Source organism: Rhodococcus globerulus NBRC 14531, assembly GCF_001894805.1.
GTDB lineage: Bacteria > Actinomycetota > Actinomycetes > Mycobacteriales > Mycobacteriaceae > Rhodococcus_F > Rhodococcus_F globerula.
Map to the genome: position 1 here is coordinate 367,380 of NZ_BCWX01000004.1, position 14,767 is coordinate 382,146.

General features: G+C 60.0%; 12 protein-coding genes. 8 read left to right on the top strand and 4 right to left on the bottom strand.

From position 1 onward, the window contains the following. Positions 1-13 precede the first annotated feature (13 nt). Genes RG2_RS22350 through RG2_RS22370 form a run of 5 tightly spaced genes read left to right on the top strand, consistent with a single transcriptional unit; the run spans position 14 to position 4,601 of the window. Positions 14-640, top strand: coding sequence for an SMI1/KNR4 family protein (locus tag RG2_RS22350; protein WP_033233661.1), 627 nt, complete (start codon positions 14-16; stop codon positions 638-640). Beyond that, positions 637-1,737, top strand: a complete 1,101-nt coding sequence (gene galT, locus RG2_RS22355; protein WP_033233662.1) for a galactose-1-phosphate uridylyltransferase — start codon at positions 637-639, stop codon at positions 1,735-1,737. The genes RG2_RS22350 and galT overlap by 4 nt, the downstream gene beginning before the upstream one ends. After that, the gene (galK, locus tag RG2_RS22360; RefSeq protein ID WP_033233663.1) at positions 1,737-2,867 is read left to right on the top strand and encodes a galactokinase; all 1,131 of its coding nucleotides are present in this window, start codon (positions 1,737-1,739) and stop codon (positions 2,865-2,867) included. Before galT ends, galK begins: the two co-directional genes overlap by 1 nt. Positions 2,868-2,926: 59 nt before the next feature. Further along, the gene (locus RG2_RS22365; protein WP_033233664.1) at positions 2,927-3,376 is read left to right on the top strand and encodes an RrF2 family transcriptional regulator; all 450 of its coding nucleotides are present in this window, start codon (positions 2,927-2,929) and stop codon (positions 3,374-3,376) included. A 31-nt stretch (positions 3,377-3,407) separates the two neighbouring features. Next, the gene (locus RG2_RS22370) at positions 3,408-4,601 is read left to right on the top strand and encodes a globin domain-containing protein (protein ID WP_033233867.1); all 1,194 of its coding nucleotides are present in this window, start codon (positions 3,408-3,410) and stop codon (positions 4,599-4,601) included. 12 nt (positions 4,602-4,613) lie between these two features. Here the strand turns inward: RG2_RS22370 and RG2_RS22375 are convergent, their stop codons facing one another. Further along, positions 4,614-6,395 (bottom strand): CocE/NonD family hydrolase, encoded by a 1,782-nt coding sequence (locus tag RG2_RS22375; RefSeq protein WP_033233665.1) that lies wholly within the window; start codon positions 6,393-6,395, stop codon positions 4,614-4,616. Positions 6,396-6,521: 126 nt separating this feature from the next. Next, positions 6,522-6,902 carry a cupredoxin domain-containing protein gene (locus RG2_RS22380; protein WP_033233666.1) on the bottom strand — a complete coding sequence of 127 codons (381 nt, stop codon included), beginning with the start codon at positions 6,900-6,902 and terminating at the stop codon, positions 6,522-6,524. 89 nt (positions 6,903-6,991) lie between these two features. Here RG2_RS22380 and RG2_RS22385 point away from each other — a divergent pair, with 89 nt between their 5' ends. From RG2_RS22385 to RG2_RS22395, 3 genes are all read left to right on the top strand, one after another. Beyond that, positions 6,992-8,137 carry a cation:proton antiporter gene (locus RG2_RS22385; protein WP_033233667.1) on the top strand — a complete coding sequence of 382 codons (1,146 nt, stop codon included), beginning with the start codon at positions 6,992-6,994 and terminating at the stop codon, positions 8,135-8,137. 245 nt (positions 8,138-8,382) lie between these two features. Then, positions 8,383-9,420 carry a GGDEF domain-containing protein gene (locus RG2_RS22390; RefSeq protein WP_230590094.1) on the top strand — a complete coding sequence of 346 codons (1,038 nt, stop codon included), beginning with the start codon at positions 8,383-8,385 and terminating at the stop codon, positions 9,418-9,420. A gap of 64 nt (positions 9,421-9,484) precedes the next feature. After that, positions 9,485-10,609 (top strand): GGDEF domain-containing protein, encoded by a 1,125-nt coding sequence (locus RG2_RS22395; RefSeq protein ID WP_072782667.1) that lies wholly within the window; start codon positions 9,485-9,487, stop codon positions 10,607-10,609. Here the strand turns inward: RG2_RS22395 and RG2_RS22400 are convergent. Together RG2_RS22400 and RG2_RS22405 are read right to left on the bottom strand one after the other, a co-directional pair. Then, complete coding sequence (locus RG2_RS22400) at positions 10,596-12,923, bottom strand: putative bifunctional diguanylate cyclase/phosphodiesterase (protein WP_033233669.1); 2,328 nt, start codon at positions 12,921-12,923, stop codon at positions 10,596-10,598. The two genes, RG2_RS22395 and RG2_RS22400, sit on opposite strands and share 14 nt — an antisense overlap. Before the next feature lie 204 nt (positions 12,924-13,127). Then, positions 13,128-14,762 (bottom strand): MFS transporter, encoded by a 1,635-nt coding sequence (locus RG2_RS22405; protein WP_033233869.1) that lies wholly within the window; start codon positions 14,760-14,762, stop codon positions 13,128-13,130. Positions 14,763-14,767: the final 5 nt, after the last annotated feature.

A 14,767-nucleotide genomic window follows, 5' to 3' on the forward strand; every position in this document is an offset into this window, starting at 1 on the left:
TATCGTAAAGCCCATGAGCGTTGCAGACGAATGGGGTCGAATCACCACTTGGTGCCGCACACACGCACCGGTGACGGCTGCCGCGTTTCAACCAGGACTCAGCGACAGCATCATCGACGAGTTCGAGGCGTCGACCGGTGTTTCCTGGCCCCAGGATCTGCGTGACCTCTATCGAGTCCAGAACGGCAGCCTGACTCACGACGACAGGACCGGACTCTTTCTCGGAAGCGTTCTTCCCGACAAGTTCTTGTACCCCATCGACGTCGCGACGGAGGTTCGTCTCACGCTGCTCGAAACGTGGGACGAGACGATCTACGAGAATCCCGACCTCTATCCCGCAGACGAGATGGATCGACGCGATCGGGACGATGCAGGTACTGCTGCAAACATGTTCATTCCGACGTTCATTCCCTTTGCCGGACTGGACGAGTACCACTTTTTCGTTGACACCCGAGGCGGGGCCCTGCACCATTGCGTCACCGAATACGCGTCGGACGGGACCGACAACGGCGGACCGATCTGGGCGTCTGTCTCGGTCATGCTGGCGGCCCACGCCACCGCACTCGAGACGGGCGACACCATCGGAGTGTGGAAACCCGTTGTGAGCAAGGGTGTTCTGGAATGGGAAGTTGACGCATGACGCCAGCGCCCGGTCCGACGCGTCGTACGCTGGCCGACGGTCGACACATCTTCTACTTCGACGACGCGGGCGCCACCCACACGCGGACCGCCCGCGATCTACGCGAACTACCGTCCGCCACAATCGAGTCGCAGATGCGCTACGACGTACTGACCGGCCAGTGGATCACGATGGCGTCGCATCGTATGACGCGAACGCACCTGCCCACCACAGCCGAATGCCCGCTCTGCCCCACCACTCTAGCCGGCGCGCCCACCGAGATACCCGAGGCGAACTACGACGTCGCAGTGTTCGAGAACCGGTTTCCCAGTTTTGCGCCCGCGCAAGACGAATTATTGTCCGCCAACCGCTTCGGGCCCGATGATCGGCGCGCGGTCGGCCATTGCGAGGTGATGTGCTTCTCGAGCGATCACACCGCGTCGGTGGGCGAACTACCTGCCGAACGCCTGCGCACTATCGTCGGCGCGTGGATCTCGCGAACGGAGGAGCTGTCGGCGGATCCGTCGGTGGAGCAGGTGTTCTGCTTCGAGAACCGCGGAGAAGAGATCGGTGTGACTCTCAGTCATCCCCACGGACAGATCTACGCCTACCCCTACGTCACACCGCGAACCCAGGCAATGCTGGTTCAGGCGGACAAGCACTTTCAGAGCACCGGACGCTCACTCCTCGCGGACGTCCTGGCCTTCGAACGACAAGACGGCGCCCGGGTGGTGTACTCCGGGAAGCATTGGAGTGCCTACGTCCCGGCCGCCGCGCGCTGGCCCATCGAGATTCATCTGGCACCGCACCGCGATGTTCCCGACCTCCCGTCACTGAATACCGAAGAGCGCGAAGAGCTTGCGTATGTTTATCAAGACCTACTCCAGCGCGTCGACAGCTTCTACCCGGGAATCGACCGCGTGCCGTACATAGCGGCGTGGCATCAGGCCCCGATCCGTATCGATCGGCACCTCGGGCGGTTGCACCTGCAGTTGTTCTCGATCCTGCGGGCACCCGGCAAGCTCAAGTATCTCGCCGGGTCCGAATCGGCGATGGGCGCCTGGATCAGCGACACGGTGCCGGAGGCAGTTGCGACCCGCCTACGTGAGCTCGCCTGATGAGTTACGTATCGAAAGATTCTGTACTCCAACAGTTCCGCGACGCGTACGGATATCAGGCAACCGGCGTGTGGTCGGCGCCGGGCCGCGTCAATCTGATCGGCGAGCACACCGATTACAACAGCGGGTTATGTCTGCCCGTCGCTCTCGAGCAGCGGACGCTGGTAGCAGTTGCCCTGCGCGACGACCAGACAGTTCGCATACACAGCAGGCAGTCCGACGAGACATATGTGGGAGCCGTCGGCGAGATCGGAGCAGGCTGGGCGGCTTATCCCACAGCAGTCCTGTGGTCACTCGCCCGCGAAGGCATGACCGTTGCCGGCCTCGATCTGGTCATCGACTCGTCGGTTCCGGTAGGGGCAGGTCTGTCCAGTTCAGCGGCCCTGACCTGTTCGGTTGCACTGGCGGTCAATGATCTTCAGGGCGCAAGCCTTACCAGGGATCAGCTGGTGCAGGTGTGTATTCGAGCGGAGAACGACGGCGTCGGCGCACCGACCGGCGGCATGGATCAAACCATCGCGCTGTTCGCCAAGCCGTCGACCGCCCTGTTGCTCGACTGCCGGGACGGATCTATCGAACACATTCCCTTCGACCTCCGCGATGCCGGATTCGAACTCTTGGTCATCGACACGCGCGTGAAACACTCACTCGCGGACGGACAGTACGGGCTGCGCCGCACCCAATGCACAGATGCAGCAGCGGTTCTCGGCATCACCAGCCTACGAGAAGCCACCACAGAGCAGGCCGAATCCCTGAGCGATCCGATACTCCGGGCACGGGCACGGCATGTGGTTACTGAAATCAACCGAACGCTATTGACCGCAGAACTATTGCGCACCAGAAGATTCGATGATATCGGTTCACTGTTGGACAGCTCCCACGCTTCGCTGCGCGATGACTTCGAAGTCTCGTGCAATGAACTCGACGTCGCGGTCACCGCTGCCCGACTCGGCGGCGCTGTGGCTGCCCGGATGACCGGCGGCGGATTCGGCGGATCAGCCATCGCACTGATACCGGCGGGGAAGTCCGCCGCTGTCATCGAGTCCGTCCGGGAGGCCTTTGCAGCGCGAACCTGGCAACCGCCCCGTTTTCTTCACGTCGCCCCGGGCGATTCGGCCACCCGCCTTTGAGCTCGAGATCCCCCTCACATAAATAGTCATCTCAGATGCGAATTATGTAGATTCAGGTCATGCAACTGACGCAGTTCACCGACCTGGGATTGCGCGTCGTCATGCGGCTTGCCGTACTCGACGCCGACGCCTCCCCCAGTACGCGGGTAATTGCCGAGCAGCTCAACGTGTCGTACGCCCACGCAACCAAAGTGGTCACACGACTCGGTGAACTGGGCATAGTCAACACCAAACGCGGGCGCGGCGGCGGGCTCTCCATCACCGAGCTGGGTCGGACCGCCACCATCGGCTGGCTCGCCAGACGCCTCGAAGGGCCCGGGGAGGTTGTGGACTGCGAAGGCGACAAACCGTGCCCTCTGCGCGGCGGATGCCTCCTGCGGAGTGCACTCCACGACGCGCAAGAGGCATTTTTTGCCTCACTCGACGGAGTCACGATCGAAGACGTGACGCGCCAACCGTCCAAAAATGTTCTGCTTCGCCTCACCACTCGGAGCGACGAAGCAGGCTGAACAACCGAATTTCGACCGAACGGAGCATCTCATGCTTTCCAGTGCGTCAACCGAGGTCATTCGCGCCACCCTCCCCGTGGTCGGCGCCGCCATCGGAGATATCACAACGCTGTTCTACCGCAATATGTTCGAGGCCAAGCCCGAACTCGAACGTGATTTGTTCAACCGTGGTAATCAAAAGCAAGGCGAACAGCAGAAAGCCCTCGCCGGAGCGATCGCCGCCTTCGCGACACTCCAGCTCGAACCCGACAGCGCCAAGGTCGATCTGATCCTTTCGCGTATCGCTCACAAGCATGCGTCGCTGGGAATCACCCCGGACCAGTACGCAATTGTGCACGAGCACCTGTTTGCCGCAATCGTCGAAATACTCGGTGACGCAGTCACTCCCGATGTCGCGAAGGCGTGGGACGAGGTCTACTGGCTGATGGCGGAAACGTTGATCACCATGGAACGTGGGCTCTATCAACTCGCCGGCGTCGAACCCGGAGACGTCTGGCGGACGGTGCGAATCACCGAACGCGTATTGCAGTCTGCCGATACCGTGTCACTGACACTCACGTCACTCGACGGCAGCATTCTCCCCACATTCGCTCCCGGACAGTATCTTTCAGTCGGGGTAGCCCTGCCCGACGGCGCTCGGCAAATCCGGCAATACAGCCTCTGTTCCGTGCCGAGTAGTGCCGACTGGCGCATCAGCGTGAAGAGGATTTCGGGCACGCCCGACGGCGAAGTATCGAACTTCCTCTACAACAACGCTTTCGAAGGTTCCGAACTGTCGGTAACCACGCCGTTTGGCGATCTGATGATGCCGGAGGACGATTCGCCACTCCTGCTCGCGTCTGCCGGAATCGGATGCACGCCGATGATCGGCATGCTCAATCATCTCGTGGATACCGGCGCTCAGCGCTCGGTGTCGGTGATTCACGCGGATCGCTCCATCGCTGATCACGCTCACCGAGCTGAACTCAGCGAGCTGGTCGGCAAGATTCCGGCCGCAACACTGCATCGCTGGTACGAAGACCTCGGTTCGTTAGCACCCCTGGGCGCTGTTCACGAAGGACGTGCCGATCTGCGTGAGATCGAACTCGAGCCGAACACACAGGCATTCCTCTGCGGTCCGATGCCGTTCATGCTGTCCATGCGTGAATCGTTGATAGCACGCGATGTTCCGGCGCAGAATATCCACTACGAGGTCTTCGGGCCGGACAGCTGGGCGAATATCTGAAGTGACGGCCGGCTAGCCCACCACCGGAAGCTGCAGCGGACCTGAGGCGTCGGCAAAGATCGTCACCGGCATCCCGGCCAGACCGCCCCGGAAGCTGATGTCTCCCCCTGTGATCGCCAGTCGCACAGCATGATCGGGTTCGAAACGATGGACAATCGCGGGCATGGTCACCGGCACCGGTTGCGACGGATCACTGATCCTGATCGGCGCGATCAAACCGTTGATCAACGTCGAGCTTCCGTCGGGCGCCACGTCGTACACCTTGGCGAACACCACCGGCTGGCCGGGCGCCGCGACCCGCAACGTGACAGTCGGCGAACCGACAACGTCCATTGTGTCGGTCATCGGAGCCGAGGTCCACAAGGCCTCGGTTCCGGGGATCTGCACATTCGGAATATTGCCTGCCGGAGAGATATTGAGCGGTTCGATGCCAGTCGGAAGACCCGCTGGAGCGGTGACTATGGTGTTCGCTCCGGGTACCGGCGGTACACCGCCTGGCAGCAGTGCGCCATCCGCGGAGAGATGGAAGTCCCGGTTGCTGCCGACATTCACGGTATTCGACGTCGCATAGGCCGGCGCAGCATTTCCCTCGTAGTCGATCCAATTACGGAAGTAAGCAAATTCCGGCCCGGTTTCGGTGTTCTCGTCCCGAAGATAGTGGTCGAACCAGTCGAGGAATCGGCCTGTTTCGTACTGAGTTTCGGCGTCCGGAGCACTGAAGCTGAATTCGCCTGGCGCAGCAGCCAAGTGACTGTGCCCCCACGAATGCCAGATCATCTTCACATCCACACCATGGCTTTTCAGCGCTTCATAGGTGGCCGTCGCCTCGTTCAAATCGAACAGAGTGTCCTGCTGCCCCTGCGCGAGCAACACCGGGATCTTGATCTGATCGATGTAGGACGCGACCGACGACGCCCGCAGATCCGCAACTATCTTCGGACCCACTTCACCTGTAACCACCGCCTGCGCAATGGCATTGCACATGTACGACACGTAGTTCGGGCAACCCTCGAGCCGCGCGGGATCGGCGACATACCCGTCGACACCAGGATTCGTGACTCCCAATCCGAACAGCAACGACGCGAACAGCACCTTGGAGGCACCGGGTTCCACCGTCGAGACGCCGGTGACGATGCCGGTACTGTTGGGCGCCAACGAATACGACAGATCGTTCCATGTGATCATCGGGATGATCGTGTCGATGCGCGGGTCGACACTGGCAGCGGCAAATTGAATACCGCCACCGTACGATCCGCCCGACATACCGACGCGAGGATCGTTGATCGACGGCACTCCGTTGTGGTCCACCGAGTCTCGAACCACCACGTCCAGAGCCGGAAATGGTTGCGTCAGACCAGGATCAGTGAATGCAATTCCTTCGCTGCCGCCAAGGAAGCTGACCAACTGTGACGCGGCGATGCCGTCGTATGCGGGAGCATCGAGGGTGATCTTGCAGGTGGTTCCGCCGAATCCCAGGCCCGAATACGTCAGACCCACGTACCCGTTCTCGGCAAGAAATTGCACCATCGGTATCTGATCTTTGTACGATCCGCCAAAACCATTGGTGGTCAGGATTGCCGGCGCCCGATTTCCGGCACTGACGCCGTCAGGGATGGTCAGCTCGCCGACAACCGTGCACTGCGTAGCCCGATCGGGGCCGACCTGAACCGAAAAGTACAGTAGCTGTGACGAATACGTACTGTCTGCGAGCGCGGGCGGCGCGAAGCCGAGGGCGCAAACCACTAACGTGACGATACTGATTACCAGTCTCCGGCGCACCCGCATACCGTACACCCGGAACTGTTTCCGGGCCGGTTATTTACGGCAAAACTCATCCCTCCCAACAGAGCGAAAGTACCTTTCGGCGCATCGAAGGCGACCAAGATACCTTTCGCTCGGAAGGGGGCTGATCACTTCCTCTCAATCCTCCACGGTCAAGGTCCCGTGCATGTCCGAGAAGTAGGTGCAGTGGAACGCGTAGGACCCTGGTTCCTCGGGCGCTGTGAGACGTGCGACTTCGTTCTCGTTGACAATGACGTCGAACAACCCTGGTGTATCAGACGTAACGGAATGCTCGTCATCAGTGTTGTTGCGGACCGTGACAGTTTGACCCGGCATCACGGGGGCCGGTGTGGAGTATTCGAAGCCGTTGATCACAATTTCCGCTGCCTGTGCGTTTGCAGCTGTCACTCCCATCTCGGCAGAGTGATTGCCGTGGGAATCGGTGCTGGTGTCACCACACCCGATCAAGGCAAATGTCGACAGGAACAGCGCCGCGATTGCGGCGACGATCCTTCTCATGGGTACCGCCTCCTGGTCGAATCCCCCCGTCATCCCCCAATGCGATGATTACCCCTGGGCACAGGCACCAAACGGCGAGGAGATCATTGGTGACATTCGACGTACTCGCATTGGTTGCTTTCGCCGGGCTACTCGGGCCGCTGCTGGCGGCACGCGAAGGCTGGCATATTCCGGTAGTCGTAGGCGAGTTGGCGGCAGGTGTCATTCTCGGGGTCACCGGATTCGGATTGCTCGATGCGACTGACCACACTTTCACGTTCATGGCCGATATCGGTTTTGCGTTGACGATGTTGGTGGCAGGCTCGCACGTCCCCGTTCGCGATCCTGCGGTTCGGTCGGCGATGGGTAAGGGCGCGGTCCGCGCAGTGATGGTCGGGGTTCTGGCCGCTGTCGCCGGGTACGCGGTGGCATCGGTTTTCGATACCGGTCACGCCGCTCTGTACGCGGTGCTCATAGCGTCTTCGTCTGCAGCACTTATTCTTCCGATCGTAGATTCACTCGCACTTGGTGGAACATCCGTTCTGCAGATGACGGCACAGATCGCCATCGCCGACACGGCATGCATCGTGGCGGTGCCGCTCGTAATCGATCCCGGTAACGCGGTGCGTGCGGGGCTCGGTGCATTCGCCGTCATCGCCGCTGCGGTCGTGCTCTATTTCGGGCTCCGGTCATTCCACCGTTCCGGAGCATGGCGGCGGCTCCACAAGTTCTCGGAGAAGCGTAAGTTCGCCCTCGAACTGCGGATCAATCTGGTGATCCTGTTCTCTCTGGCGGCGCTGGCAACAACCACTCACGTCTCCGTCATGCTCGCGGGCTTTGCTTTCGGTTTGGTCCTTGCGGCGATCGGTGAGCCCCGGCGCCTGGCGAAACAGCTCTTCGCCGTCACGGATGGCTTTTTTGCGCCGCTGTTCTTCGTGTGGCTCGGCGCTTCCATCAATCTTCGGGACCTCGTCAGCAATCCGTCGTCCATCTGGCTCGGTGTGTCTTTAGGCATGGCAACGCTCGTAGTGCATGCCGTGGTTCGGGTAATGGGTTTACCTCTTCCGCTCGGCATATTGTCTGCTGCGCAGCTCGGTGTTCCCGTTGCCGCGGTAACGGTTGGCTCGCAGCTCGGCGTGCTCGGCGACGGTGAGCCTGCAGCAATTCTGCTTGGCGCGATGATCACCGTCGGTGCCGCGACATTGGCCGGTGCAAGTGCGGCACGGTCGGGTCGATTACTGGCAGGGAAACGGTAAAACCTTCATCGCTGCGACCTATTTTCGGTTCTCACGAAAACATGCACAAAGTCAGTTCCCCGAAGTATTCATGCACTTGATCCCCGCGACTCTCCGAACAAATCAACCTGGTGATTGTTAGTTTTTCTTCGCTGGAATTCAATGCCAAAATAGGTGTCATGCGCACCCCTGTCCATCTTCCAACAGGGGGTAACTCATGGAATTTGCTCAATGAGTGGTACCACGAGGAGCACGACTACGAATGGATGAAACGCCAGCGCTCCAGCCGCGCGATTCAGCCTCTCTGTCGCGCCTTGCTCGGCATCATGTCGATGATCTTCGGTCTTACCGCGCTCGTTAAACTCGTCGGGCCCGACGCGCCGCCGACAACACTCGGGAAATACCTGGGGGCGATCGTGGTCGTCAGTTGTTTTGTCATCGCGGGACTTTGGTTCACTCGCCCCTTCCCCGGACGGCGTGGACTTATCGCCTTTGCAATTTTTGCCGACATCGGTCTGGCTGGGGCGGTTCTCATGGTGACTGATCGCGATTCAGCGACTTTCGGGTGTATCGCCTTTGCCGTGAGCGGTACTTACGCGACATTGTTCGTCAGCGCTAAATGGCTTCTGGGACACGTAGCCTGGGCTACCGGCGTCAGCATCATCGTTTTTGTTCTTGCTTTCGGTGCGGGAACAGTCGACCACGGCACACTCCTTGCCCGCGCATTGGTCCTATTTGCCGCAGTAACCCTTCTCCCGATCTTCTCGCATCTGACGTGGCGCATGATGTATCGAGATGCCCGCGAATCGGACCACGACCCCCTGACCGGTCTATTCAACCGTCGTGGACTCGACGCTGCGGTTACGGTTCTGTTCGATCAGGCCCGCGATGATGCGTGGTGTCTTGCATTCATCGTGGTCGACATCGACAAGTTCAAGTTGGTCAACGATGTACACGGGCACCCCGCAGGCGATCGGGTAATCCAGAGAACAGCCAACCGACTCAGCGCTCACCTCGGTCAACGGGCCGTAGTCGGTCGAGTCGGCGGTGAAGAGTACCTCGCAGTCATAGCGGGGCCACCCGAGATGATCATTACGTTGACCGAAGGCATTGTTCCGGCACTCTCCGATTACCCGGACCCGATACACACAACGGTGAGCGTCGGAGTGGCGATCATGCCAACCGAGTCAAAAGCATGGACGGGTGGATCGTCAGCAATCTCGGTTGCGTCGAACGTCGCCGATTCGATGATGTACCAGGCGAAGGCTGCCGGAGGAAACGGCGTCCGAACCACCAGTATCTGAGCTGAAACTGCACTGAGGGACTGATTGCCATGCCTTCCCGAACTTGAATGCGAGAATGAACCACATGTCCAGTTCGGAAAGCGTGCGTTCGAGGAACACCTCGTGGCGCACGCTCAAGGAATGGTTCGACGAACCACACGATTACGAGTGGATAAGTAACCAACGATCAAGTCGCGCTATCGCGCCGATCTTCCGTGGCCTGCTTGGCGTAATGACTGCCATCCTCGGATCGGGCGCATTCTTCAAATTGATCGGACCCGATGCACCGACAGCCAGTGCCGGCAAATTCCTGTCGGTCTGCATGGTCATCGGATCGCTTATCGTCATGACCTGTTGGTTCACGCTGCCATTTCCCGGTAGACGCGGACTGCTCGCATTCGGCATATTCGCCGACCTCGGAATCGCGTCGGCAATTCTTCTTGTCCCCGACCGCGACTCGGCATTGTTCGGGTGCATCATCTTTGCGATAAGCGGTACCTTCGCAACGCTGTTCGTCAGTGCGAGATGGCTTATGACGCACGTAATCTTTGCAACGTCGATCACCACCCTCATCCTCGTGCTCGCCTATCAACAAGGAACCGTCGACCCCACGACCATCGCGGCCCGAGCCACCGTTCTACTTGGAGCCGTGACCATCGTGCCGATTTTCTCGCATTTGACGTGGCGAACCCTCTACCGCGATGCCCGCGATTCCGATCGTGATCCTTTGACCGGACTGTTCAACCGCCGCGGCCTCGACGCTGCGGTCATCGATTTGTTCGATTCGGCCCGGGTACAGGAAAAATGCCTGGCATTCATAGTCGTCGACATCGACAAATTCAAAATGGTCAACGATCTTCACGGGCATTCCGAGGGCGACCAAGTAATTATTCGCACTGCCAACCGCTTGAAGACGCATATAGGAGATCAGGGCGTCGTAGGGCGGGTGGGCGGCGAAGAGTACCTGGCTGTCATTTCAGGATGTCACGAAGAAATTGGCACGTTGATCGACGGCATCACTTCTGCAATTTCGGATCATTCCGATCTCGTCCCGACCACCGTGAGCGTCGGGGCAGTGATAATGCCGGCGGGGTCGAAGGCCTGGACCGGTGGATCGTCCGCAATATCTGTGGCATCGAATGTCGCGGACTCGATGATGTATCAAGCGAAAGCCGCCGGAGGAAACAGTTTGCGGGCTACGGAAATCTGAAGAATGGATGAATATGGCTGCCTGATTCAGTCTTCGTTGCGGCAAAATATTCTTCCAAATTCGCCGCATCCAGGGGCTTGCTGATGTAAAAGCCCTGAACAAGTTGGCACCGCGCGGCTTGAACACGTCGCAATTGCACTGCCGTTTCGACGCCTTCAGCCAACGACTTCATCCCTAGTGTTCCGGCAAGTTCGACCACCGATTGCACCACCGCCATCGGCTGGTCGGCACAGTCGACGATAAACACGCGGTCGATCTTGAGGACGTCGATGGGCAGCCTCTGCAAAGTCGCGAAAGACGAGTATCCGGTACCGAAATCATCCAGAGCTACGGTGACCCCCAGCTCGCGCAATCGGTGCAGATCTGCGACAGCCCGATCGTCGACGACCCCGGTTTCGGTAATTTCGACCTGCAACAAATGCGGTTCGAGTCCGGTGGTTCTCAATACATCGACAACGGTGGCAAGAAAGCCCGTGGACACCAGCTGAACGGATGAGACGTTGACGGTGACCGCGATGCCGTCTGGCCAATTCGCGGCAGCCGTACAGGCAAGCTCCAAGGCCCGCGCCCCGAGGGGAATGATCATCCCGGTTTCTTCAGCCACTCCGATGAACTGGCGTGGTCCGAGCTGACCTCGCACAGGATGGTTCCACCGAATCAATGCCTCGAACGCCACCACCTGACCGGTCACCGCGTCTACCTGGGGCTGATAGTGAAGTTCGAATTGGTCGGCCGCGATTCCACGGGCGAGCTCCTGTTGAGCGGTGGCGCGCTCCGATGCCCGCGCCCGCAGCGCCGGGGAGAATCGGCCCACCCGGTTACGTCCTGTCGACTTGGCCTCGTACAAGGCAAGATCAGCGAGCATGACCAATTCGTCGACGTCGGCGGAGTCATTCGGGTTGGTCGCGAAGCCGATGGTCGCGCGTACCTCGATCCGGTTGCCGTCGACGAAGAACGGATCGTGCAGGACGTCGAGGTATCGTTCGAATGCGCCTCGCTCGCTCTGGCCTGCGGGCATCCGGGCGATGAATCCGAACTCGTCACCACCCATGCGCGCGCACACATCCGAATCCGCTACGGCGCACAGTCGCTCGGTGACCGCGAGCAGCAACCCGTCTCCCACCGGATGTCCCAGCGTGTCGTTGACGGATTTGAAGTTGTCGAGGTCGAGGATCGCGACGTGCACCTGGCCTTCGTCACGGTCCGCGATTGCCTGCTCCAGCGCTTGTCCGAATGCTCGCCGGTTGGGCAGTCCCGTCAGGGCGTCGGTCTCCGCCTGCCGCAAAATATCCTGCTCGCGGACGTACCACTCGGTGATGTCGGAACCGACGCCGCGCCATCCGAGCATTTCACCGTCCTCGCGGATTCGTGGCTTTGCGGAGAGCGACCACCAACGGCAAACGCCGTCGACGCGGACTGACACCACCAGATCGCCGAAGGGCACCTGGCGTTCGAACTTGTCGACCAACAGATCAACTGCCTTCCGGCCCTCCGCGCTGGAGGTGATGGCAAGTTGGTCGAGCATCTGATCGAAAGTCCTGTCCTGTAGCTCGCCAACCGCTAACCCCGTTACCTCGGCGAACCGGGGCGACGTGTGGGTGAAGCGTCCCGCAGCGTCGACTTCCCACAGCCAGTCGCGTGATCCACCTTCGAATCCGTCGAGCAACAAGGCCACTGTCTGACGTTCCGATTCGGCTTGCATCTCGGCGAGCCACCTCCGCTTGAACGACGCGGACAGATACAGCGCACCGATTGTGAGTGCAAACGTGTAGATCACCAGTTGAAGCATCAAGACCGAGAGATACGGCTTCGTGTGGGACAGGAAGATGATGAACAACCCAACACCGTGGATATATATCCAGGTCAGACTGGCTGAACGAAGCGTATAGAAATTGATGGTTCCGGCGCCCATGAGACCGGCCATTGTCGCGATCAGGATCACGTCATCGGTTGCCGTCTCGGAAAACAGCAGCGCGAACAGAACGACGTCGAGGACTCCGAGAACTACAACCTCGAACATCAGACCGATGTAGTCCCGGCGAACAGATCGTTGCGCTCGTTTCTGGCGCAACGAGACCCACGTGTAAGTCGAGTTCAGGAAGACAAGAAGAATCGCCACCGCGCCGACCCAGCGAATCAGGTGCTGCTCCGGAGGAATGACAAACACGAGCACCGAACTGATGCCGGCCATGATGGCAAAGTTCGCCAACGGTGCGACGGTGACGGCCTCGTCTACCTGGCGGCGGAAGAAGTCGCTGCGCTCGGATTCCGGCAATGCGGCCCGGCGACTTGTTTGTCGGACAGAACTCAACATTCAGGTGGCCTGAGACCGTGGCGGATCGCAGCCGGACGCTGGTGTCCGGGCATCGGTTCCTCCTTTGTCGCCATACCGATCGGATTGCCGGTTGAATGGAGCTTTCCAGACTTTTTGGCTGTTTCTTCGCTCGACGTTAGCCGACTGCGAGTTTCCAGTTCCCGAAGATCGCCATTTCTCGACGTGAACGACGCAAAGCAGTTGTCAGTCGGAGGCAGGAATTCCGTTCGTTCGATCGTCGGACCCGACCGGTATCCGCGGAATCCGGCCGGTCGCGAACAGCGCCGCGACGGCAAGGAACGCTGCGACGGCAAAAGCAACACGCAGAGCTTCGAGTCTGGCCTCGGAATTGACGTCGACGATCGCCGCAGAAGTCTGCTCGTTCACGCCGGCCTGCGCCAAGGAGTCTTGAAGTTGGGTGGTCGAGAGGAATGGAACACCGGACACCATATTCGTCGTGGCTTGTTGCTGTACCGCTGCTGGAACAGCCGGATTGTCCTCGATCCCGGCAATTGCCGACGTTGTCAATGTTGCGATCAGCACCGAACCGATCAACGCCGTTCCCAGTGACGCACCGAGGTTGGTTGCAGTGTTCTGTAATCCACCTACTTCTGCGCTCTTGTCGTCCGGCAGCGCCGACACCGTGACGGCTCCGAGTTGTGACGACAGCGCCCCCAAACCGAACCCCAGGAACAACATCGGAACCATCACGATCGCGGCATTTGCGCCCGGATCCATCCCGGCAACCAACAACAGGATGCCGACAATCATCGACAACAACCCGATGCGGACGACGCGACGGGGATTCGCCGTCGGCCGGAGCTTCGGAATTCCGATCGCGGCCAGTACCAGGGCTGCCGACAACGGCAGGATTCGCACCCCGGTCTCGAGTGCGCTCAGTTCGAGAACCACGGACAGGAAAAGCGGCACCGCAAAAAACACGCCCGCTTGAACGAGGAATTGGGCAAAGAACATCGAAAGCCCACCTGTCAGTTGCCGATTCCTCAGCATGTCCGGATCGACAAGTGGTTCCTTGCCTACACTGACCAACCACGCTTCCCAGCGGAGGAAGCCGTAGACAACCAACATCCCACCGAGCAACAGCCACACGACCGGCGACATCCCCAGCATCTCCGGCCCTTGGGGTTTGGCCTGCAACCAACCCCATTCACTCGAACGCAGAACACCGAAAACGATCATGCCGAGGCCTGCCACTGACAATAGGGAACCCACACCGTCGAGATGACCCTTGGTGGGGGCAACATCGGCAACCTTTCGCAACACCAACAAGATCGCAACTACAAGGACGACCTCGCCGAGGAAGACATACCGCCACGACGCGAAAGTCGTGACAGCGCCACCGATCAGTGGTCCGACGGCAACTGCCATCGCTCCGGCGGCCGCTACCAATCCGTATGCGGCCGGTCGCTTTTCCGCCGAAAAGTTTGATGCCACCAGCGCCACGATCGCCGGCATGATCAATGCCGCACCGATCCCCTCGAGGAGCGACCATCCGATCAGCAACACGGCAAGATTGGGCGCGATCGCCGTCGTGAACGACCCGACCCCGTAGATGACCAGCCCCAACCCGAAGGCCCGCCGCCGGCCGATCATCGAACCGACTTTGCTGCCCGTGATCATCAGGGTCGCCATCACCAGGGTGTACAGCGTGATAGCGGTTTGGATACCGGTAATTGTGGTCCCGACATCCGCGGCCACGGTCGCCATCGAGACGTTCATGACCGAACTGTCGAGAGTCATCAAGAATTGGCCACATGCCAACACTGCGAGGACCAAACCAGAACCTGCTTGTGTTGCCGATGTCTGCGCACGGGTCATCGCGA